Origin of the sequence: Mycobacterium sp. 2YAF39 (assembly GCF_052114565.1) — a bacterium.
Taxonomy (GTDB): Bacteria; Actinomycetota; Actinomycetes; order Mycobacteriales; family Mycobacteriaceae; genus Mycobacterium.
This window is the reverse complement of the sequence record NZ_JBFREZ010000001.1, coordinates 157,953-179,146: the sequence shown is the minus strand read 5'-3', so window position 1 is coordinate 179,146 and position 21,194 is coordinate 157,953. Positions and strand designations below refer to the sequence as shown.

Sequence of the window (21,194 nt, the reverse complement as noted above, 5' to 3'; positions counted from 1 at the left end):
GTGACCGGTTTCGACTCGGGGCGCTCTGCAACCGACCGCCCCGCCCTCAGGCAGCAGCTCACGCTGACCGCGCGCCTGAACACCTCGGCGTTGGACACCCGCCGCGGCGTGGTCAGACTCCATCCGGAAGTCATTGCCGCGCTGGGCATCCGGGAGTGGGACGCGGTGACGCTGACGGGTTCTCGGACCACCGCCGCGGTGGCGGGGGTGGCCCCGTCGGGTACGCCCACCGGTACCGCGTTGCTCGACGACGTCACGCTGTCCAATGCCGGCGTTCGCGAGGACACCACGGTGCTCGTCGCACCGGCGACCGTGTACGGCGCACGTTCGGTGACGGTGTCGGGCAGCAACCTCGCCACCCAGTCGATCTCACCGGCGACGCTGCGTCAGGCCCTGTTGGGCAAGGTGATGACGGTGGGCGACACCGTGTCGCTGCTCCCGCGTGAGCTCGGCCCGGACATCCCCACTTCGGCGGCCACCTCCGCACTCGCTTCGTCCGTAGGCATCACCTGGACATCCGAACTCCTGACGGTGACCGGTGTCGACCCCTCGGGACCGGTGAGCGTACAACCCAATTCGCTCGTGAGCTGGGGCGACGGGGTGACTACTCCGAGTATCACCACGTCGGGCCAACCGACCGTCACAACGCCCAAGGAGTCGACGGTCAACACTTTCGGGTTCGACGATCTCAAGGGCTCGCATGCACAGGCCTCCCGGCTGATCGAATGGCTCAAACTCGCGCTCGACCAGCCGCAACTTCTCGAAACACTAGGCGCCACAGCCAATCTCGGTGTGTTGGTATCCGGGCCTGCCGGTGTCGGCAAGTCCGCCATGGTGCGGACGGTCTGCGCTGACCGGCGACTCGTCGAACTGGACGGCCCCGAGGTGGGTGCACTGCGCGCCGAGGATCGGCTCACCAGCGTGTCCTCGGCGGTGTCCACCGTTCGTGAAGGCGGCGGCGTACTGCTCATCACCGATATCGACGCGCTGCTCCCCTCTCCCGCAGAACCCGTTGCGACGCTGATCCTCGCCGAGTTGCGCAACGCCGTCGCGACCGGCGGCGTGGCGTTTGTCGCCACCTCGGCGGTGCCCGACAACGTCGACCCGCGGCTGCGGGCACCCGACCTCTGCGACCGTGAATTGGGCCTGAGCCTGCCCGACGGGGCCATCCGCAAGCAGCTGCTGGAGGTGCTTCTGCGAGACGTTCCGGCGCAGACGCTGGATCTCGGCGAAATCGCCGAACGCACCCCAGGATTCGTCGTCGCGGACCTGGCAGCGCTGGTGCGCGAAGCCGCGCTCCGGGCGGCGGCCAGGGCCAGCGCCGACGGTAAGTCACCCGAGCTGACGCAGGATGATCTGACCGGTGCGCTGAGCGTTATCCGCCCGTTGTCGCGGTCGGCCACCGAAGAGGTGTCGGTCGGATCGGTGACACTGGAGGACGTCGGCGATATGGCCGAGACCAAGCAGGCGCTCACCGAGGCGGTGTTGTGGCCGCTGCAGCACCCGGAGACCTTCGAGCGGCTCGGCGTCGAACCGCCGCGCGGCGTCCTTCTCTACGGCCCACCCGGTTGCGGGAAGACGTTCGTGGTGCGGGCGCTGGCCAGTTCGGGTCGCCTGAGCGTGCATGCCGTCAAAGGCGCCGAATTGATGGACAAATGGGTCGGTGCCTCGGAGAAGGCGGTGCGCGACCTGTTCCGCCGCGCGCGCGACTCCGCGCCGTCGCTGGTCTTCCTCGACGAACTCGACGCACTGGCGCCGCGGCGGGGACAGAGTTTCGACTCGGGAGTCACCGATCGGGTGGTAGCGGCCCTGCTCACCGAACTCGACGGCATCGAGCCGCTGCGCAACGTGGTGGTCCTCGGTGCGACGAACCGACCCGACCTGATCGACCCGGCCCTGTTGCGGCCGGGCCGACTCGAGAAGCTGGTCTTCGTCGACCCGCCGGACACCGAGGCGCGCCGCGAAATCCTGCGCACCGCAGGCAAATCCGTTCCGCTCGCCGACGACGTCGACCTCGATGCGCTGGCCGGCCAGCTCGAGGGCTACAGCGCAGCCGACTGCGTTGCGCTGTTGCGCGAATCCGCCCTGACAGCGATGCGGCGCTCGATCGACGCAGCCGCCGTCACCGCCGACGATGTCGCCAAGGCCCGCGAGACCGTGCGACCGTCGCTCGACCCGGCTCAGGTCGAGTCGCTGCGGGCGTTCTCCGCCGCGCGTTGATCGAACCCGATTAAATCTTGACAGTGACTAGTTATGGGTGCATAGTCGATTCCGTAACTAGTCACTGTCAAGATCGAGTACCGGGAGGCACGAAGAGAGCCGGTGACCGCGAGCGGGAGCTGACCGCGACGCAACTGGGCCAGGCCCTTGCGCAGGGCTACTTCCCCTTGGACGAATACGAGACCCGCCTGCAGGCGACGTTCGCCGCCCACACCACCGACGACCTGCGCGAACTGGTCGCCGACCTGCCCCTCGACCGTATTCGGCGCAACGATCCGGCGCGCGTGCAAGCTCGCCGGAAGGCGGCGCGGCGCGGCGTGCAGATCCACCTCGCCGCCTACCTGGCGATGGTTTTGATCGTGCTGACCGTGTGGCTGGTCGTCGCCCTCACGGCAGGCGCCTGGTACTTCTGGCCGATCTGGCCGATCCTCGGAGCGGGCATCGGAGTCATCGGCCACGCGGTACCGATCCGGTACGCCGTCCCGGCCACGTAGCACTCGGGACCCGGTCGGCCGCCCACGCTATCCGGTTGCCTTCCGACGACCTGCATCCGCCCACGTAGACTGGCGTTAAGCCAGAGCCCTTACCCGGCTGACACCCCGCTATCCGGAGTGCCTTTGCTCGCCATTCTCGTTGCCCACGCGGTCGCTACCGCGGCGGCTCCCCTGCTCGTGTACCGCTTCGGGCGAATGGCGTTCTACCCGCTTGCGCTGGTGCCACTCGGCTCACTCGTCTGGGTCGTGGCGAACTGGCCTGCGCCCGGCGGGGCGACGACGGTCGACGTGCCGTGGGTGCCGGAGTTGGCGATGAACTTCGTGCTGCGGTTCGATTCGCTCGCGGCCATCATGAGCGTGCTGGTGCTGGCCATCGGCGCTCTCGTTCTTTTCTATTGCGCCGACTACTTCCAGCACCACGACGGACGCACCGAGAAGCGACTGCCGAGCTTCGCGGCCGAGCTGGTCGCGTTCTCCGGTGCGATGTTCGGCCTGGTGACCAGTGACAACATGCTGCTGCTCTACGTGTTCTGGGAGCTGACCACGGTGTTGTCGTTCCTGCTCGTCGGCCACTACGCCGAGCGTGCCACCAGCCGCCGTGCCGCCACCCAGGCCTTGCTGGTCACGACGTTCGGCGGGCTGGCGATGCTCGTCGGCATCGTCGTGCTTGGGAACATGGCGGGCACCTACCTGCTCTCCGAACTGATCGCATCGCCGCCGACCGGGATCGCGGCCTCCGTCGCTGTCGTGCTCATCCTCATCGGGGCGTTGTCCAAATCGGCGATCGTGCCCATGCATTTCTGGCTTCCGGGCGCGATGGCGGCCCCGACACCGGTCAGCGCGTATCTGCACGCCGCGGCGATGGTGAAGGCCGGCGTCTATCTCCTGGCGCGGATGACACCCGGCTTCGCGGATTCCCCGCCGTGGCGCCCCATCGTCATCACGCTCGGCATCCTGACGATGCTGATGGCCGGCTGGCGGGCGGTCCGCGAGTACGACCTCAAGTTGATCCTCGCGTTCGGCACGGTCAGCCAACTGGGGCTGATCACCGTGATGGTCGGCTCAGGTGGCAGCGACATGATGCTCGCCGGGCTGGCAATGCTCTGCGCGCATGCCATGTTCAAAGCGTCGCTGTTCATGGTCGTCGGCGTCATCGACCACGCCACCGGCACCCGCGACATCCGCAGGCTGGCGTGGCTGGGAGCGCGCAGCCCAAGCCTGCTGATCATCGCCGTCGGCGCCACGGCCAGCATGGCGGCGCTGCCGCCGTTCTTCGGCTTCGTCGCAAAGGAGGCCGACCTCGAAACCGTGCTGCACAGCCCGGTGCTTGGCTCGGCCGCACCGTTCGTCCTCGCGGGCATCGTGCTCGGTTCGGTGTTCACCACCATCTACAGCCTGCGCTTCCTGGTCGGCGCGTTCGGTCGCAAAGGACGCCAGGAGCCCAGCACCCGGGTGGCCGAAATGCACCGCCCCGAAGTCGCTTTCATGTTGCCGCCTGCGTTGCTCGCCGCGGCTGGACTGCTGTTCGGCCTGTGGCCGACCCAGCTCGACAACGTGTTGGACAGCTATGCGGACACGGTGCCGGGAGGAGAAGACTACGACCTCGCGCTGTGGCACGGGCTCGGGCTGCCGCTGCTGTTGTCGGTTCTCGTCCTGGCGGTCGGCACTGCGGCGTTCTTTGGCCGGTCGCGCCTGCGCCGCATCCGCACCGTGCGTGAACCCCTCGGCAACGCCGACAAGATCTACGACGCGGCCGTCCGCGGACTCGACGTATTGGCGGTCCAGCTCACCGCGGTGACCCAGCGCGGTTCGATTCCTGCGACGCAGTCGGTGATCCTGTCCACGCTCGTACTCGTCCCTACCGTCGTGCTGGCGATCGGTGCGCGCGATCGACCCGAATTCGTGTTGTGGGGCTCACCGGTTCAGGTCGTGGTCGGGCTGATCGTGCTCGCGGCCGCGCTCAGCGCCACCGTCATGCGTAACCGGCTGGCGGCCGTCCTGCTGGTTGGCGTGACCGGTTACGGCTGCGGCGCGATCTTCGCGTTCCACGGCGCACCCGATCTGGCGCTGACCCAGTTCCTGGTCGAGACGCTGATGCTGGTCATCTTCGTGCTCGTGTTACGGACGCTGCCCGCCGAGGCCGACCGCACCCACATCAACCGGTTCCGGCTGGCGCGAGCGGCGTTGGCGATCGCGGTCGGAGCGACGGTCACCACCCTGGCCGCCTACGCGATGGCTGCCCGCACCGGCACACCGATCGCTGAATTGCTGCCCGACGCAGCATATTTCCGCGGACACGGCGCCAACACGGTGAACGTGCTGCTCGTCGACATCCGCGCGTGGGACACCATGGGCGAGATCATGGTGCTGCTCGTCGCTGCGACCGGTGTGGCGTCGATGGTGTTCCGGCACCAGCGTTTCGGCGCCGCACCCAGGGTTTCCGATGCCGGTCAGCCCGACATCGGACGGCTGCCAACGACGCACAGCCCTGCGGCCGGGGACATCACCTGGTTGCGGGGCAGCGAGTTACGCGATCCGAGGCACCGGTCACTCGTGCTCGAGGTCGCCACGCGCATCATCTTCCCGCTCATCATGATTTTGTCGGCCTACTTCTTCTTCGCCGGCCACAACACCCCCGGAGGCGGTTTCGCGGGAGGCCTCACGGCGGGACTCGCGCTGGTGCTGCGCTACCTCGCAGGCGGTCGCTACGAACTCGGTGAGACCCTTCCGCTGGACGCCGGCAAGATCCTTGGCGCCGGACTCCTGCTGTCGGCGGGCACCGCGGCGGCCTCACTGCTCGTGGGTGCACCTGTGTTGTCGTCGGCGCTGATCGAGGTCGACGTGCCCGTGCTCGGGACGGTCAAGTTCGTCACGGCCATCTTCTTCGATCTCGGGGTGTACCTCATCGTCGTCGGACTCGTGCTCGACGTCCTCCGCAGCCTAGGCGCCCGCATCGACGTGGAGATGGGCCGCCAGAGCGGGGAGGTGAAGTCCGCGTGACCACCTACCTCGTTCCGCTCATCATCATCGGCGGTCTCACCAGCGCAGGGGTCTACCTGCTGCTGGAACGCAACCTGACTCGAATGCTGTTGGGGCTGTTGCTGATCGGTAATGCCATCAACCTGCTGATCCTGACCGTCGGAGGCCCGGCGGGCAACCCGCCGATACGCGGCCGCACCAGCGACGGTCAGACCACCACGGCAGATCCGTTGGCGCAGGGCATGATCCTGACGGCCATCGTCATCAGCTTGGGTATCGCCGCGTTCGTGCTCGCGATGACGTACCGCTCGTACCGACTGACCACCGCGGAGGAGGTCAGTGACGATCCGGAGGATGCCAGGGTCTCCGAGATCGCCGCCAAGGACGCCGTGGCGATCGAGGAGGATCGTCCGCAACCCGATAGGGCCCGCGACACCGATGAGCCCGACGAGTTGGACGCGCTACCCGGGCACGAGGGCTCGCGATGACGTTGGCCGCGGTGTTGACGCCGCTGCCCGTGCTGATCCCGACGCTCGGCGCCGCAGCGACGCTGTTCGCCGGTCGCAGGCCGCGGTTGCAGCGGCTCATCGCGCTCGGCGCACTGTCGGTCGTCGTCGTCGTATGTGCGGTGCTGCTGTTCCTCGCCGACCGCGACGGGACACTGGCCCTTCAGGTCGGCGGCTGGGGTCCGACGGAGCCGGGAATGGGGCCGCTCGGCATCACGCTCGTCGTGGACCGACTGTCGGCGCTGATGCTGCTGGTGTCGTCGATAGTGCTTCTGGCCGTGGTCTTCTACGCCATCGGGCAGGGCATCCGCGACGGGGACCACCGTCAACCCGTTTCGATCTTCCTGCCCACCTATCTCGTGCTGTCGGCCGGCGTCTGCACGGCATTTCTTGCCGGCGATCTGTTCAACCTTTTCGTCGGATTTGAAGTGCTGCTGTCCGCGAGCTTCGTGCTGTTGACGATCGGCGGCAGTAAGGAGCGTGTCCGCGCGGGCATCTCATACGTCATGGTGTCGATGGTGTCGTCACTGGTGTTCCTCTTCGGCATCGCACTCGTCTACGCGGCGACCGGAACGTTGAACATGGCCGAGTTGGCGGTCCGACTCGACGATGTCTCGTCGGGCACCCGCAGCGCGTTGTTCGCGGTGCTCATCGTGGCGTTCGGCATCAAGGCGGCCGTGTTCCCGCTCTCGACGTGGCTGCCCGACTCCTACCCCACCGCACCGGCACCGGTCACCGCGGTCTTCGCCGGCCTGCTCACCAAAGTCGGTGTCTACGCGATCATCCGGGCGCACTCGCTGCTGTTTCCCGGCGGCGGGCTGGACCCCCTTCTGCTCGTCGCGGCGCTGCTGACGATGCTCGTCGGCATCCTCGGCGCGATCGCGCAGAACGATATCAAGCGGCTGCTGTCGTTCACCTTGGTCAGCCACATCGGGTACATGGTGTTCGGCATCGCACTGTCCAGTGAGCTCGGAATGGCCGGAGCGATCTACTACGTGGCGCACCACATCGTGGTGCAGACGACGCTGTTCCTCGTCGTCGGTCTGATCGAGCGTCAAGCAGGCGCATCCACCCTGCAGCGCCTCGGTGGGCTGGCCGCCGCCAGCCCGATCCTCGCGTTCGTGTTCGTGGTCCCCGCGCTCAACCTCGGTGGGATTCCGCCGTTTTCCGGATTCATCGGCAAGGTCGCGCTGCTCGAGGCGGGCGCACAGAACGGCTCGGTGCTGGCGTGGGTTCTCGTCGGCGGAAGCGTGATCACCAGCCTGCTGACGCTGTACGTCATCGTGCGGGTATGGACGAAGGCCTTCTGGCGGTCCCGTGAGGACGCACCCGAGGGACATCTGGCGGCGGCGACTCCGGCGGCGCTGCTCGACGATTCCGAGGATGTCGAGTTCATGGACCGCGACGACGTCGGCAGGATGCCGGTCGGCATGCTGGTGCCGACGGGCGCGCTGATCGTGGTGGGCCTGGCCATGACGGTGCTCGCCGGACCGTTCTTCGCCTACAGCGAGCGCGCCGCCGCCGAGGTGCTCGACCCGGGCCAGTACATCTCGGCGGTGTTGGGCAGATGACGAGGCGCGTCCTTCTCCGCATCTGGGTCGTGTGCTGGCTCGTGCTCGTGTGGATTCTGTTGTGGGGCACGTTCTCTGCGGCCAACATCCTCTCCGGGCTGCTCGTCGCGCTGGTCATCACCCTGATGCTGCCGCTGCCCGCGGTTCCCGTTGAAGGCCGGCTGCACCCGCTGTCGCTGCTGCGGTTGATCGTCACCGTCGCGTACTACCTGGTGCTGTCGTCGGTTCAGGTCGCGTTCCTGGCCGTAAAACCCGGGCCGCCACCGCTGTCGGCGGTGCTGCGCGCCCACCTGGCGGTCAAATCCGATCTCGTACTCGCGCTGGCGGTCAACATCTTCAACCTGATTCCCGGTTCGATCGTGCTGGAGATCGATCAGACCAGGCGCATGCTCTACATGCATGTGATCGACGTCGGCAACGAAGCGGCGGTGGCCCGGTTCTACCGCCAGGTCACCGTGGTGGAGCGGTTGCTGGTGTCGACGTTCGAGCGCGAAGAGCATTGGCGGCCCTCGACAGATAAGGCGGATCGCGCATGACGTACGTGTGGATCGCTGCGGCGGTGATGTTGACGATCGCCGCCGCCGTCACGATGATCCGATTGCTTGCGGGTCCGAGCACCCTGGATCGACTGGTGGCGCTGGACACGCTCGTCGCCGTGACGATGTGCGGTATCGGAGTCTGGGCCGCCTACAGCCTCGACACGACGGTGACCTACGGCTTGACCGCGCTGGCGCTCATCAGCTTCGTCGGCTCGGTGAGCGTCGCCAGGTTCCGTGTCCCCGACGTCGAATCCCCTGTCGACTCCGGGAGCCGGCGATGAACGCGTTCGACATCGTGACCGCAGTGCTGATCCTCGGCGGCTCCGCACTCGCGCTGACCGCGGCGATCGGCGTCGTCCGTTTCCCGGACACGCTGACCCGTATGCATTCGGCTTCCAAACCCCAGGTGCTCGGCCTGCTGCTGGTGCTGATCGGCGCGGCGATCCGGCTACGCGGACACGTCGATGTCGGCATGGTCATCCTCACCGGGTTGTTCACCGTGATCACCGCACCGGTGGTGGCCAACCGGGTGGGTCAGCTGGCGTATCGGGAACAGAACGTGCGCGACGATCTACTGACGAAGGACGAACTGTACGAGTTCGCCGAACCCGAGGGTGGCAATGACCAGGACTGACGACGACAGCTGGGACATCACCGAGAGCGTTGGTGCCACCGCACTCGGTGTGGCGTTTGCACGCGCGCAGGAGGCGGCCACGAGTTGCCCGCTGTTCACCGACCCGTATGCGCAGCGATTCGTCGATGCGGCCGTCGCGCGTGGATGGCAGCTGCCGCCGTCGCACATGGTCGAACGGATACGGATGATCTCGAACTACGCGGCGTCGCGCACGAAGTGGTTCGACAACTTCTTCATCACCGCGGGGGCAAACGGCATCGTCCAGGCCGTCATCCTCGCCGCGGGGCTCGACGCCAGGGCATGGCGGCTGCCGTGGGCGACCGACGGCGTCGTCTACGAGATCGATCAGCCGAAGGTACTCGCCTTCAAGGCCGAGACGCTGGCCGACGACCGACCCGCTGCCCGCTACGTCCCAGTACCCATCGACCTTCGCCAGGATTGGCCGAAAGCCCTGCGCGACGCGGGATTCGACCCCACCGAACCGACGGCGTGGGCTGCCGAGGGCCTGTTGCCGTACCTCCCCGCCGAAGGCCAGGACCTGCTCTTCGAACGCATCCATGACCTCAGCGCGCACGGCAGCCGGGTCGCTGTCGAATCATTCGGCGCCGGGTTTTTCGATCCCGAATATCTGGCGAGCCGACGCGAACAGCTGCGCGAGATGCGCGAGAAGGCGGGTGTCGACGACAGCGATACCCCCGACGTCGCCGACCTCTGGTACATCGAGGACCGCACCGATGTCGCCGATTGGTTGATGGATCACGGCTGGCGTGTGACGTCCGAGGACTCCGAGGCGCTGATGCAGCGTTATAACCGCGCGCCCGCGGAGAACGCCGCGACGCCGCGCACCGTCTTCGTCGAGGGTCAGCGCGCCTAGTCCAGGGCTACTCGGAAAGCTGGAACTCGACCATCGCGGTGACGGTGTCGACGGCTTCGCGGAGCGCGCCGATTCGTGCGGCGACCGTTGGCGCGGCGAGCACTGCGTACTTGTCGGCAGGCCCCATCGGGAGTCGGGAGGCCAAGGCGTACAACCACAGCGAGGCATCGCCCGACGCATCGGCACCCGCGACGATGTCCCTCGCGACCACCTGTGCGCCACGTGCCTGCGCGATCCGCTCGAACAGCGCGACCATGCGGTCCTCGATGTCCCTGATCCCGTCGACGTCCACCTTGTCACCGGGTTCGTCGGGCCAGGGCTCGACCGCCGCCCGTGGGTACGGGTCATCGGGCTGCCACTCCAGCACCCGTATCCGCTCACCCATCACACAGCGCAGGCGATAGCGGCCCTCGCCGAGGTCGGCGCTCTCGCTGATGTGGGCCATCGCGCCGACGTCGCTGCGGACGTCCCCGCCGCCGACCTCGCGGCCCGCGGCGATGAGCACGACACCGAACGCCGGATCGTCTGTGGCGAGGCAGTCAGAAACCATTGCGCTGTATCGCGGTTCGAAGATCCGCAGCGGCAGCTCCTCACCGGGCAGCATCGCCATTTGCAGCGGGAACATCGGCGTGGAGGCCATCGTCAGATGTCCAACTCGGCGACCAGCGCGTCGACCACCGCTCGCAGATCGCCGTCGTTCGCCTCGGCGACCCTGCGCTGACGTTGGTAGGACCCGCCCGAGTTGCAGATGTCGGTGACCATGCGCAGTTCGTCGGCACAGTTCAGCGACGCAGCGACCGGCTCGAGGCGGTTCAGCAGGTCGTCGAGATCGTCGGTCACCAGTCGTTCGTTGCTGTCTTCGTCGAGAATGATCACCGCGTCCAGGCCGTAACGGGCTGCACGCCACTTGTTTTCCTGCACATGCCATGGCGGCATCGTGGGCAGCCGCTCGCCCGCGTCCAGGCGATGATCGAGGTCGACGATCAGACAGTGCGTCAACGCGACCAGCGCGCTCAGCTCGCGGATGTTGGACACCCCGTCGAAGATCCGCGCCTCCACCGTGCCTTTGTGCGGTGACGGTCTGATATCCCAACGGATTTCGTTCATGTGGTCGATGATGCCGGTCTTCTTCTGGTCTCTGACGAAATTTTCCCACTCATCCCAGCGGTAGAAGTGGAACGGCAACCCGGCCGTCGGCAGCTGCTGGAACATCATCGCCCGGTTGGACGCATAACCGGTGTCCTCACCGTCCCAGAACGGCGACGACGCCGAAAGCGCCAGCAGATGCGGGTAGTGGTTGAGCAACGACGTGTTGATCGCCATCACTTTGTGTGCCGACGAGATGCCCACGTGCACATGGACTCCCCAGATCAGCATCTGACGGCCCCACCACTGCGTGCGCTTGATCAGTTCGGCGTAGCGGGGTGCATCCGTCAGGCTCTCGGAGGTCCATTTCGCGAACGGATGCGTGCCCGCGCAGAACAACTCCATCCCCCGATCGCGCACGATCGGGCGCACCGTCGACAGCGTCGTTCGCAGATCGTCCATGGCCTCAGGGACGGAATCGCAGATACCGGTGACGATCTCGACGGTATTGCGCAGCAGTTCCTTGTGCACCCGGGGGTTGTTCTCGCCGAGTTCCTCGATCACCTCGGTGGCCACGTTGCTCACGTCGCGCGTTTCGGCGTCTACGAGTGCGAACTCCCACTCCACCCCGAGTGTCGGCCGTGGCGAGCCGACAAAGTCTATGTGGCTACTACTGCGTGCCGATGACACCGCACGCCACGCGCTTTCCGGCATCGCCGGTGGCCAGGGTGGTCTCGTCTGGCGGCGGTTGACCATTGACCTGCTGGTACCGCTCCGCAGGGATGTTGGCGAAGTTATCGGCCTTCTCGTGAATGATGATCGCGGTCTTGGCGCCGTTCGTCAGGTCCTCGGCGGTGAAGGCGTCGGTGGTCGTGACCAACATCGCGGAGCCGTCCTGGCGAACCTGCAACGACGACAGGTCGCCGCTGGCCGGATGGCCGCTGTGCCCGGGTACCTGCAAATGTCCACCGGCGGAGTTGAAGTCACCGGGCGCACCACCCGTCGGCGCGACCGAGTTGGCCTCGCACTTGCCGACCGAGTGGATGTGCAGGCCGTGGAAGCCCGGCGCCAGTTCGCCGTCACCGGTGGTCTCCACGGTGACGGTGGCGTATCCGTCGGTGAACACGATCTCGGCCGTGGCGACCGTGGTGCCGTTCGGCAGTTTCAGGTCGGCTTTCAGCGTCTCTCCGCTGGCCTGTCCTTCCTGCCCGCCACCGTGGCCACCCTCCCGCTCACCGGGCGGCGCCGCCGGCGGCGGCGAGCCGGTCCAGACCGACGGTGTGGTGCCCGGCGTGGTTGCGGGTTGTTCGGGAGCGCTGCAGGCACTCAACACAAGAGCGGGAACAGCGAAGCAAGCTGCGACAGCGACGGTCTTGAGCATGTGCAAGAGCCTAGCCGGTGACCACCACGAGCACGCCCGGCGGCTGCTCGGCCAACTCGGGAAGCCGCGGTTCGACCGGTGCGTCCAACAGCCGGCCCACCTCTTCGGCGGCCTCCCGCTCCCCGGGTGCGTCGCTGAAATACACCGTGTTGACCGTTACGTCCGGCAGCTGAAGGTTACCGGTCTCGGCGACGTTCCAGCCGCCCTCGCGCAGGCGATTCGCCGTACCCTCCGCAGCGCCGTCCACCTCCGAGATGTTGAACACCCGCACCTCGGGCCGTGCCGGCTTCGGCGACTCCGACGGGCTGGTGCTGGTGGTGGTTGCCGCGGTGGTCGTCGCGATGGACGATGTCTCGCCATCGTCGTCGCCGCCACCCATCGCCTGGAATCCCACCAGCAGAAACACCACGCCGAGGAACAGCAGGACCATCACCATGGCGCGCAGGGGGAGACCAGAGGAATTGTGCTGATTCATTGCGTTCACTGTATCCAGCCGAACAAGCCGGTCCCGAATCCCCGAGGGGCTCAGGTTACGTCGAAGCCCAGCCGGCGCGCCGCTCGCGCCTTCTGCCTGCTCGCACGCAACCGTCGCAACCGCTTGACCAGCATCGGGTCCGCTACGAGCGCCTCAGGGCGATCTACCAGCGCGTTGAGCACTTGGTAATAGCGGGTTGCCGACATGGAAAACAGTTCCTTGATTGCGTCTTCCTTGGAGCCCGCGTACTTCCACCACTGACGTTCGAACGCCAGGATGTCGTGTTCGCGCCGGGTCAGCCCACCGGCAAGGGCAGGGTCGTCCCCGGATTGCTCAGTCCGCGCGATTGCGCCGTCCATATCGCTCCTGGACCCTTCCAACACTCGAAATAACATCGCTGTGGTTCGGCGATCATTCAACCACGGGTTTGCAAGCTGAGGCGTTCGACATGCCCGCGAGTCGGGCGATCAGGATTGCCGACTTAAGCTGTTGCGCGTGGCAGTCGTACCCATACGCATCGTAGGAGATCCCGTCCTGCACACCGCGACCGAGCCGGTGCCCGTCGGCGACGACGGTTCGCTGCCGACGGATCTCGCAGACTTGATCAACGACCTTTACGACACGATGGCAGCAGCCAACGGTGTCGGGCTTGCCGCGAATCAGATCGGTGTGGCCAAGCGAGTGTTCGTCTACGACTGCGCCGACGAACGCGGCAGAACCACGCGGCGCAAGGGTGTCATCGTCAATCCGGTGCTGGAGACCTCCGAGGTTCCGGAGACGATGCCCGACCCCGACGACGATGACGAGGGCTGCTTGTCGGTGCCGGGGGAATCCTTTCCGACGGGCAGGGCCGACTGGGCCCGGGTGAAGGGGCTGGACGCCGACGGCACGCCGATCACGCTGGAGGGCACCGGCTTGTTCGCCCGGATGCTGCAGCACGAGACCGGACACCTGGACGGTTTCCTGTACCTGGATCGGCTGGTCGGCAGGCACGCCCGAAGCGCCAAACGCGCGGTGAAATCACACGGGTGGGGCGTGCCCGGACAGACATGGCTGCCGGGCGAGGATCCCGACCCCTTCGGTCACTGATGCAGATCCCGCCGGTGGGAACGCGGGTGATGATTCGTCACCGGCTGCCCCCGGGGTCGGAGCCGCCGCTGACGGACGTGATCGGTCACCTGATGCGGACAGCGCCGACGCTGCAAGTGCGGACCAAGCGCGGGGATGTGGTGAGCGTCGCGGTCGAGGACGTGGTCGTGATCAAGGCGCTCACCGCCGCGCCGGTGCGCACCGCCGACATTCGCAACCTCGAGCATGCCGCTGCGCTGGCCTGGCCGGGCGTTGAGCAGCAATGGGTCGGCGGATGGTTCTGCCGGTTCGGACACGGCAGCACGAGGCGCGCCAACTCCGCTGTCCCACTGGATTTCTCAGCGTCGACTGATCTGGCTGCGGTTGCCGATTGGTATGCACAGCGATTGGTGGCACCCCTGCTCAGCCTGCCCGACCGGCTCTTTCGTGTGCCGCCGGATGCGTTGCCCGATGCCGAAAACCTCGTCATGGCATGCGATATCGAGCCTGGCGCTCAAGGCAACGGGGTGCACTTGGCGACGCGACCGGACGACGAGTGGCTGCGCATCTATGAGCGCGATGTCCCCTTGGAGGTGTTGACCGCGGTGGTCGATGGCTCGGTGATTTTTGCGACGATCGCGGGCGCAGCCGTTGCGCGGGCAGCTCTCACCGAGGCGCCCGACGGCACCCGCTGGTTGGGCTTGTCGGCGTTGAAGGTTGCCGATGATCAGCGCCGCCGCGGACATGCGCGGTCGCTGTGCACCGCGCTGCTAGGTTGGGGCGCCGACCACGGCGCACGCCGCGCCTACACCCAGGTCCTCGACGATAATTCCTCCGCCACAGACCTTTTCAAGTCGATCGGCTTCACGGTGCACCACCGCTCCCGCTACGTGTCGGCGGACACCCTTCAGAAGGGTGGTGGTTTGTAGATCGCGGCGAGCCAGGCTTGGTGTTGTCGTTCTTCTTCGGCGATGAGTTCGGTGCGTTCTCGGCGTTCGGCATTGATGCGGTCACGGCGGTCCTGGGCGCGGGGCTGCTTGCGCCGCGGCATCATCGCGCTGCGATCAGTCTCTGGGTCCACCACGTGCGCCGGCAGATCGAGATCACTCGTCGGCGTGGCCAGCGCGGGGAACATCGCCGCACCGTGAGGTTCAGTCGTGTAGCTGTGCCCGGTCGGCGAGGTCAACACCATCTTGCCGTCGGGCAGTTGTCGGTCGTTCCAGCCGCAGAATGTCTTGAGTAGATGGTGAATCCGGCAGTAGTGCTTGGTGTTCGACGGATGCGTCGGCCCCAGAGGGTAAGGCACCGTGTGGTCGATGTCGCTTTTTTCGACGGGCTTGTCGCAGCCCGGCCAGCGACACGTCAGATCGCGCCACTGGAGGAACTCCTTGGTCTTCGCACTGGGCCGATACCCTCGATCAGGTGCCGCACCCGTCGGGATGGTGAGCGGCTTGAGCGTGGCGGTCTTCGCCACTTCACGCACCGACTCAGCGGGCATGATCCCGAAGCCACGCAGATACCCCGGCGCATCACTGGTGCCGTCCAGCGTCGCTTGTTCGGCAAGCACATGGATCACGGTTGTGGCAGCCGCGCTCTTCGCGTCAGCCTGTGCCGCGGCGCAGACCTCCCGTCCGCACTCACACGCGAGGGTGGCCTCCAGGCGCGACAACGCGCCGGCCGCATCCGCACGACGCTGCGTCTGAGAGCGTGGATCGTGCTCACACACCGTGGCCGCCAACGCATCCAGCCGCGCGGTCAGTGCGGCCCCGTCGGTGGCGCGCAGGTGACCCGACGCAAAGGCCATACCCGGACCGGCCTCGTCGACGTCGAAGTACCGATTCTCGTCGACTTTGGGAGGAACGCGCACTCCGGCGGGATCAAACTTGGCCACCCACTGATCCACCCGATCCTGCAACTTTTTCTTGGAGAGCTTCATCCACTTTTCGCAATGCCGCGCGATCGCCTCGTCCAACTCAGACATCACGGCGTCATCGACGTTGTCGGTCCGGTTGATAATCGTCGACACCATCCGAAAATCGATGGTGCCGCGCAGAAACACCTTGGCCACCGACGGCAACCGATACGCCAACGCGCACGCGAACTGCACCTGGCCGACCGCGCGGGAATGGCTGATGTTCTGCACCGCCGACACGTCAGCAGCTGTCGCAGCGCAGTAATCGACCAGACACCACTCCATATCAGCCAACGCACCCTGATGCCGGACATACAACTCCGCCACCGCCAACAACCGCTGCGCGATACACATCGACTCGTAGCGCATCGACTCACCCATCACCTCGATGAGCTGCCGATCCCGATCACACTCGAACATACGTTCGACACTACAACCCACCGCCGACAAGTTCGGCCTCCGTAGGCTCGGAGGTATGCGGGTGGCCACATGGAACGTCAACTCGATCCGCGCACGAGTCGACCGCGTCGCGGACTGGCTCGAGCGCGCCGACGTCGACGTGCTCGCCATGCAGGAGACCAAGTGCTCCGACGAGCAGTTCCCCACCATGCCGTTCCTGGCGGCCGGGTACGACGTGGTGCATTGCGGCTTCAACCAGTGGAACGGCGTGGCGATCGCGTCGCGCGTCGGTATCGAGGACGTACAGGTCGGCTTCGACAACCAGCCGACGTGGAGCGACAAGCCCGAGGTGGAAGCCGCGGCAGAAGCGCGTGCACTGGGTGCGACGTGCGACGGGGTCAGGGTATGGAGCCTGTATGTGCCCAACGGACGCTTCGTCGGTGCACCGCATTACGTGTACAAGCTCAAATGGCTTGCCGCGTTGCGTGATACGGCGCAGAAGTGGCTCACCGATGACCCGAACGCCCAGCTCGCGCTGGTCGGCGACTGGAATATCGCACCGACCGACGAGGACGTGTGGAGCGTGGAGGCCTACGAGGGCAGCACCCACGTCACCGAGCCGGAGCGGGCGGCGTTCAACGCCATGCTGGACGCCCAATTCACCGATGTGGTGCGGCCGTTCACCGAAGGTCCGGCCGTTTACACCTACTGGGACTACACTCAGCTGCGGTTCCCGAAGAACCGGGGTATGCGCATCGACTTCATTCTCGGATCCCCGGCGTTGGCGCAGCGCGTGACCCATGCGGAGATCGTTCGCGAGGAACGAAAGGGCAAGGGCGCCAGCGACCACGCGCCCGTTCTCGTCGAGCTGACGTGAGGGACTAGGCAGCGTTGTCGGCGCCAGGCGCGTCGGCGTAGCGGCCGGGGTTGAACAGCGACGCGACGGCGCCGATCACCATCATCACCGCGGCCGCAGTGAACACGACGGTCAGGCCGGTGTGGAACGGTGCGGTGATCAGCTGCGGGAAGAACGTCTGACCGGTCAGTACGTCGGCGTTCACACCCGGTGCGTCGAGTGCGCCCGACGGACCCAGGAGTTCGGCGATCGGGTTGTAGCCGAGGAACGCGGCGAAGAGACTGCCGACCGGCGGCAGGTTGGCCACCTCATGCGCCACACCGGCCGAAACTCCTTGCGCCTGAAGGCCGTCGTACATGACGGTCGGCAGCGTGTTGGCGAGTCCGACGATCATCAACGAGAAGAAGATGCCGATCGACAGCGAGTTGCCCGCGTTGAAGAATGTCGATCGAACACCAGATGCGGCGCCCCGCTGCTCCGCGGGCACGCTCGACATGATCGCTGCGGTATTGGGCGCGGTGAAGATGCCGCCGCCCAGACCGTTGAGGAACACGAGCAGCGCGAAGATCCAGTAGTCGAAATTCACCGGGATCATCAGCAGCGCAACGAAGGTACCCGCCATCAGCAGCATTCCACCGACGGTCAGCGGCCGAGCCCCGAAGCGGTCGGACAGCCAACCCGCGGCCGGCGCCCCGACGAGGAACCCGAACGTGGCCGGGAGCAGATAGATGCCCGCCCACAGTGGCGTGGTTTCGAAACTGTAACCGTGCAGCGGAAGCCAGATGCCCTGCAGCCAGATGATCAACATGAATTGCAGGCCGCCGCGACCGACTGACGACATGAGCCCGGCGAGATTACCCATGCCGAACGACGCCGACTTGAACAACCTGATGTCGACCATCGGTGACGCGCTGTGCAACTCGAGCACGCAGAACCCCACCAGCAGCAACAGGCCGATGCCGATCGACCCCAGCACCCACGGGCTGGTCCAACCGGTTGTCGAGTCACCATAGGGCTGAATTCCGTACGTGATTCCGACCAGGAGCATCGTCAAGCCGAGCCCGAACGAAAGCAGGCCCGCCCAATCCAGCCGGCCTGCGGTCCGACTGCCCAGCTCACGCAGCGACCGGTAGCTCCATACGGTGCCGAGAATGCCGATCGGCACACCGACCCAGAACACCGCCTGCCAATGCAGCTCCGACAGGAAGCCACCGATCAGCAGGCCGAGGAACGATCCGGCGACCGCGGCCACCATGTTGACGCCGAGCGCCATACCGCGCTGGTTGGCGGGGAACGCGTCGGTCAGGATCGCTGACGACGACGCCATCAGCATCGCGCCGCCAACGCCCTGGACGACCCGCCATGCGATCAGCCAGACGGCACCGCCACCGAGATGAAACGGGTCGACGGACAGTGCGATCGCGGCGACCGTGAAAACGACGAACCCGAGGTTGTAAATCCGGACCCGACCGAACATGTCACCTAGGCGACCGAACGGCACGACGAGGACCGCCGTCACGACCAGGTAGCCCATGATCATCCAGAGCAGGTAACTGACATTGTGCGGCTCGAGCGGGTTCAGCCCGATGCCGCGGAAGATCGCAGGCAGCGAGATCAGCACGATGGACGCGTTGATGGCAGCCAGCAGGATGCCCAACGTGGTGTTCGACAGGACAACCCACTTGTAGAACGGGTGGGCGTGGTCCATGGCAACCCGCCGGGTGGCGGTGTTTTCCATCGGCGTGCCGGCCGTCCCGGCAGTGTCGGACTTATCCGTCTCGGTCGTCATCTACTTCGCTTTTACATATCAAGGGCGCCGTCAGGCACAAAACACATATATTAGCTATACAAAGCAACCCGAGGCAATTCCTATTCCCGCGCACCACCGACCTGAGCTAGCGTGGCAAGCGTCCATAACACGGGAGCGCACACCCAGTGCGCTGAGAGGACGGGTGGGCCCGTCGACCGTACGAACCTGACCGGGTAATGCCGGCGTAGGGAGATGATCGAACTGTCGCATCCGTACCTTCCGCTGACACCGCCAGGCCAGACGCCGCTTCGGGTCATCACGATCGCCGGATCCGACTCCGGCGGCGGTGCGGGCATTCAAGCCGACTTGCGGACGTTTGCCATGCTCGGCGTGCACGGCCTGGTCGCCGTCACCGCGGTGACCGTGCAGAACTCCGTGGGAGTCAAGGGGTTTCACGAGATTCCACTGGAGGTCATCGCCGGACAGATCGAAGCGGTCGCATCCGACATCGGCGTGCAGGCTGCGAAGACCGGCATGCTCGCGTCCTCCGCGATCATCGACACCATTGCCGACACCTGGCGCAGCCAGGGTCTCGCAGGCACCGTGCCGCTCGTCGTCGACCCGGTGTGCGCGTCGATGCACGGCGATCCACTGCTGCATCCGAGCGCGCTGGATTCCCTGAAGGGTCAACTGTTTCCGCTCGCCACCGTGGTGACACCGAACCTCGACGAGGTGCGTCTGCTCACCGAGATAGACGTCGTCGACGCCGATACGCAGCGTGCGGCCGCCCGCGCCCTGCATGCGCTCGGACCGCAGTGGGTGCTGGTGAAGGGTGGGCACCTGCGGGCGTCCTCGCACAGCCCGGATCTGCTGTTCGACGGCACGGACTTCGTCGAATTCGACACCGCCCGTATCGACACCGGACACGACCACGGCGCCGGCGACACGTTGGCCGCCGCGATCGCGAGCGCACTCGCCAACGGCTACACCGTGCCCGATGCGGTCGCGTTCGCCAAGCGTTGGGTGACCGAATGTCTGCGCGCCGCATACCCCCTGGGCCAGGGCCACGGCCCGGTGTCGGCACTGTTCAGGCTCCGCGAATGACTCTCGAGCAGATCGCAGGCATCGCCCACGAGCCGACGCGAAATCCCAAGGGTGTCGTCGTGCTGACCCACGGCGCAGGTGGCAGCCGAGAATCGCCGTTGCTGCAGAAGATCTGCGACCAGTGGGCTGCGCGCGGCTGGCTCGCGGTGCGGTACAACCTGCCGTACCGGCGGCGACGCCCAAAGGGACCGCCGTCTGGATCCGCCGCATCCGACCAGGCGGGCATCGTCGAGGCCATCGAGCTGGCACACACCCTCACCAAGGGTCCGGTTGTGGCAGGTGGTCATTCCTACGGCGGCCGAATGACGTCGATGGTCGTCGCCGACGACGCAGCGAAAGTCTCTGCGCTGACCCTGTTCTCGTATCCGCTGCACCCGCCCGGGAAACCGGAGCGGGCGCGCACCGAGCACTTGCCCCTGATCTCTGTGCCGACGGTGTTCACCCATGGCACCGCCGATCCGTTCGGCAGCATCGAGGAACTGCGGCCCGCCGCGGCACTCATCCCCGCGGCCACGGAGATCGTCGAGATCACCGGCGCCCGACACGATCTCGGTTCGAAGTCCTTGGATGTTCCGGCACTGGCGATCGACGCCGCACTACGATTGCTTGGCGCGTCCTAGAGACTGGGCGAACGCTGGTCATCGTTCCGCGGATGACGCTAATGTCACGGCATGACCACGCCGCCGGGAAATCCCCCGCCATATGGCCAGCCACCGTCTCCGTACGGTCAGCAGCCTCCGTACGGCGGCCAGCCGCCGAATGCGTATCCGCCACCGCCACCGGGTTCCTATCCGCCACCGCCGCCAGGTGCGTACCCACCGCCCCCGCCACCGCCTTACTCTCAGCAGCCGCCCGGCTATTTCCCGCCGCCGAAGTCCAATTCGAAAAAAATCATCTTCGTCATCGCCGGAGTCTTCGCACTGGTGGTCGTGCTCGTCATCGGCGTCGTGGTGCTGTATCTCGCTTTCGGCCAGGGCACCGTAACGGCGACGGACGTCAAGATGGGCGACTGCCTGTCGGAGATCCCTGGTGACACACAGGTGCGAACGGTGAAGACGATCGAGTGCACAGAGCCGCACGCGGGTGAGGTCTTCGCGGTGATACAGATGCCGGGGGGCGATTTCCCTGGCCAATCCGCCATCGATACATACGCCGACAAGTGCAGTCCTGAACTGGCGGACTACGCACCCTCGGCGATGACGGACGACTCGGTCCAGCTGTACGTGCTGTACCCCACTGCCGAGACGTGGGAACAGGGCGACAGGGCGGTGACCTGCATCGCGACGCTCGACCCGCCGCGGTCCGGCACGCTCAAGGGCTGAGCCCTTAGCCGAAGTTGAGTGGTA

General features: G+C 66.2%; 22 protein-coding genes and 1 riboswitch. Of the genes, 15 read left to right on the top strand and 7 right to left on the bottom strand.

Annotated elements, in window-relative coordinates:
- The 9 genes from AB4Z42_RS00835 (at nucleotide 1) to AB4Z42_RS00795 (ending at nucleotide 9,817) form a co-directional block, all read left to right on the top strand.
- Nucleotides 1-2,220 carry an AAA family ATPase gene (locus AB4Z42_RS00835; protein ID WP_442007235.1) on the top strand — a complete coding sequence of 740 codons (2,220 nt, stop codon included), beginning with the start codon at nucleotides 1-3 and terminating at the stop codon, nucleotides 2,218-2,220.
- Between the two features lie 41 nt (nucleotides 2,221-2,261).
- Nucleotides 2,262-2,714 carry a DUF1707 domain-containing protein gene (locus tag AB4Z42_RS00830; protein WP_442008064.1) on the top strand — a complete coding sequence of 151 codons (453 nt, stop codon included), beginning with the start codon at nucleotides 2,262-2,264 and terminating at the stop codon, nucleotides 2,712-2,714.
- Between the two features lie 123 nt (nucleotides 2,715-2,837).
- The gene (locus tag AB4Z42_RS00825) at nucleotides 2,838-5,714 is read left to right on the top strand and encodes a Na+/H+ antiporter subunit A (protein ID WP_442008063.1); all 2,877 of its coding nucleotides are present in this window, start codon (nucleotides 2,838-2,840) and stop codon (nucleotides 5,712-5,714) included.
- Nucleotides 5,711-6,181, top strand: coding sequence for a Na(+)/H(+) antiporter subunit C (locus AB4Z42_RS00820; protein ID WP_442007234.1), 471 nt, complete (start codon nucleotides 5,711-5,713; stop codon nucleotides 6,179-6,181). The genes AB4Z42_RS00825 and AB4Z42_RS00820 overlap by 4 nt, the downstream gene beginning before the upstream one ends.
- Nucleotides 6,178-7,770 carry a Na+/H+ antiporter subunit D gene (locus tag AB4Z42_RS00815; protein WP_442007233.1) on the top strand — a complete coding sequence of 531 codons (1,593 nt, stop codon included), beginning with the start codon at nucleotides 6,178-6,180 and terminating at the stop codon, nucleotides 7,768-7,770. Before AB4Z42_RS00820 ends, AB4Z42_RS00815 begins: the two co-directional genes overlap by 4 nt.
- Nucleotides 7,767-8,306 carry a Na+/H+ antiporter subunit E gene (locus AB4Z42_RS00810; protein WP_442007232.1) on the top strand — a complete coding sequence of 180 codons (540 nt, stop codon included), beginning with the start codon at nucleotides 7,767-7,769 and terminating at the stop codon, nucleotides 8,304-8,306. Before AB4Z42_RS00815 ends, AB4Z42_RS00810 begins: the two co-directional genes overlap by 4 nt.
- The gene (locus AB4Z42_RS00805; RefSeq protein ID WP_442007231.1) at nucleotides 8,303-8,590 is read left to right on the top strand and encodes a monovalent cation/H+ antiporter complex subunit F; all 288 of its coding nucleotides are present in this window, start codon (nucleotides 8,303-8,305) and stop codon (nucleotides 8,588-8,590) included. Before AB4Z42_RS00810 ends, AB4Z42_RS00805 begins: the two co-directional genes overlap by 4 nt.
- On the top strand, nucleotides 8,587-8,943 hold the full coding sequence (mnhG, locus tag AB4Z42_RS00800; RefSeq protein ID WP_442007230.1) for a monovalent cation/H(+) antiporter subunit G: 357 nt from the start codon (nucleotides 8,587-8,589) through the stop codon (nucleotides 8,941-8,943). The genes AB4Z42_RS00805 and mnhG overlap by 4 nt, the downstream gene beginning before the upstream one ends.
- Nucleotides 8,930-9,817, top strand: a complete 888-nt coding sequence (locus AB4Z42_RS00795; protein WP_442007229.1) for an SAM-dependent methyltransferase — start codon at nucleotides 8,930-8,932, stop codon at nucleotides 9,815-9,817. The genes mnhG and AB4Z42_RS00795 overlap by 14 nt, the downstream gene beginning before the upstream one ends.
- A 7-nt stretch (nucleotides 9,818-9,824) precedes the next feature.
- Here AB4Z42_RS00795 and AB4Z42_RS00790 read toward each other — a convergent pair whose 3' ends face one another.
- From AB4Z42_RS00790 to AB4Z42_RS00770, 5 genes are read right to left on the bottom strand one after another with little or no spacing between them, the layout of a single operon-like run.
- The gene (locus AB4Z42_RS00790; RefSeq protein WP_442007228.1) at nucleotides 9,825-10,457 is read right to left on the bottom strand and encodes an LON peptidase substrate-binding domain-containing protein; all 633 of its coding nucleotides are present in this window, start codon (nucleotides 10,455-10,457) and stop codon (nucleotides 9,825-9,827) included.
- A 2-nt stretch (nucleotides 10,458-10,459) separates the two neighbouring features.
- Nucleotides 10,460-11,617: a glutamate--cysteine ligase gene (locus AB4Z42_RS00785; RefSeq protein ID WP_442007227.1), complete on the bottom strand. Its 1,158-nt coding sequence runs from the start codon at nucleotides 11,615-11,617 to the stop codon at nucleotides 10,460-10,462.
- On the bottom strand, nucleotides 11,574-12,284 hold the full coding sequence (sodC, locus tag AB4Z42_RS00780) for a superoxide dismutase[Cu-Zn] (protein ID WP_442007226.1): 711 nt from the start codon (nucleotides 12,282-12,284) through the stop codon (nucleotides 11,574-11,576). Before sodC ends, AB4Z42_RS00785 begins: the two co-directional genes overlap by 44 nt.
- A gap of 10 nt (nucleotides 12,285-12,294) precedes the next feature.
- Nucleotides 12,295-12,759, bottom strand: a complete 465-nt coding sequence (locus tag AB4Z42_RS00775; protein ID WP_442007225.1) for a LytR C-terminal domain-containing protein — start codon at nucleotides 12,757-12,759, stop codon at nucleotides 12,295-12,297.
- 50 nt (nucleotides 12,760-12,809) lie between these two features.
- Entirely contained in the window at nucleotides 12,810-13,118 is a 309-nt protein-coding gene (locus AB4Z42_RS00770; RefSeq protein WP_442007224.1) for a DUF3263 domain-containing protein, read from the bottom strand.
- Nucleotides 13,119-13,254: 136 nt separating this feature from the next.
- Between AB4Z42_RS00770 and AB4Z42_RS00765 the strand changes: the two genes are divergently transcribed.
- Nucleotides 13,255-13,848, top strand: coding sequence for a peptide deformylase (locus AB4Z42_RS00765; RefSeq protein WP_442007223.1), 594 nt, complete (start codon nucleotides 13,255-13,257; stop codon nucleotides 13,846-13,848).
- Nucleotides 13,848-14,756 (top strand): N-acetylglutamate synthase, CG3035 family, encoded by a 909-nt coding sequence (locus tag AB4Z42_RS00760; RefSeq protein WP_442007222.1) that lies wholly within the window; start codon nucleotides 13,848-13,850, stop codon nucleotides 14,754-14,756. The genes AB4Z42_RS00765 and AB4Z42_RS00760 overlap by 1 nt, the downstream gene beginning before the upstream one ends.
- On the opposite strand, the gene AB4Z42_RS00755 is transcribed toward AB4Z42_RS00760, so the two are convergent.
- Nucleotides 14,735-16,159 carry an HNH endonuclease signature motif containing protein gene (locus tag AB4Z42_RS00755; RefSeq protein WP_442007221.1) on the bottom strand — a complete coding sequence of 475 codons (1,425 nt, stop codon included), beginning with the start codon at nucleotides 16,157-16,159 and terminating at the stop codon, nucleotides 14,735-14,737. The two genes, AB4Z42_RS00760 and AB4Z42_RS00755, sit on opposite strands and share 22 nt — an antisense overlap.
- A gap of 55 nt (nucleotides 16,160-16,214) precedes the next feature.
- On the opposite strand from AB4Z42_RS00755, the gene AB4Z42_RS00750 reads away from it, so the two are divergent.
- Nucleotides 16,215-17,015: an exodeoxyribonuclease III gene (locus tag AB4Z42_RS00750; protein WP_442007220.1), complete on the top strand. Its 801-nt coding sequence runs from the start codon at nucleotides 16,215-16,217 to the stop codon at nucleotides 17,013-17,015.
- A 4-nt stretch (nucleotides 17,016-17,019) separates the two neighbouring features.
- Here the strand turns inward: AB4Z42_RS00750 and AB4Z42_RS00745 are convergent, their stop codons facing one another.
- Nucleotides 17,020-18,783, bottom strand: a complete 1,764-nt coding sequence (locus AB4Z42_RS00745) for an MFS transporter (protein WP_442007219.1) — start codon at nucleotides 18,781-18,783, stop codon at nucleotides 17,020-17,022.
- 119 nt (nucleotides 18,784-18,902) lie between these two features.
- Nucleotides 18,903-19,012, top strand: a riboswitch (TPP riboswitch).
- Here AB4Z42_RS00745 and thiD point away from each other — a divergent pair.
- The 3 genes from thiD to AB4Z42_RS00730 all read left to right on the top strand — a co-directional run bounded on the left by thiD (nucleotide 18,997) and on the right by AB4Z42_RS00730 (nucleotide 21,170).
- Nucleotides 18,997-19,848: a bifunctional hydroxymethylpyrimidine kinase/phosphomethylpyrimidine kinase gene (gene thiD, locus AB4Z42_RS00740; protein WP_442007218.1), complete on the top strand. Its 852-nt coding sequence runs from the start codon at nucleotides 18,997-18,999 to the stop codon at nucleotides 19,846-19,848. Its footprint overlaps the riboswitch before it by 16 nt.
- Entirely contained in the window at nucleotides 19,845-20,468 is a 624-nt protein-coding gene (locus AB4Z42_RS00735) for an alpha/beta hydrolase family protein (RefSeq protein WP_442007217.1), read from the top strand. Before thiD ends, AB4Z42_RS00735 begins: the two co-directional genes overlap by 4 nt.
- 51 nt (nucleotides 20,469-20,519) lie before the next feature.
- Complete coding sequence (locus tag AB4Z42_RS00730) at nucleotides 20,520-21,170, top strand: septum formation family protein (RefSeq protein WP_442007216.1); 651 nt, start codon at nucleotides 20,520-20,522, stop codon at nucleotides 21,168-21,170.
- Nucleotides 21,171-21,194 lie beyond the last annotated feature (24 nt).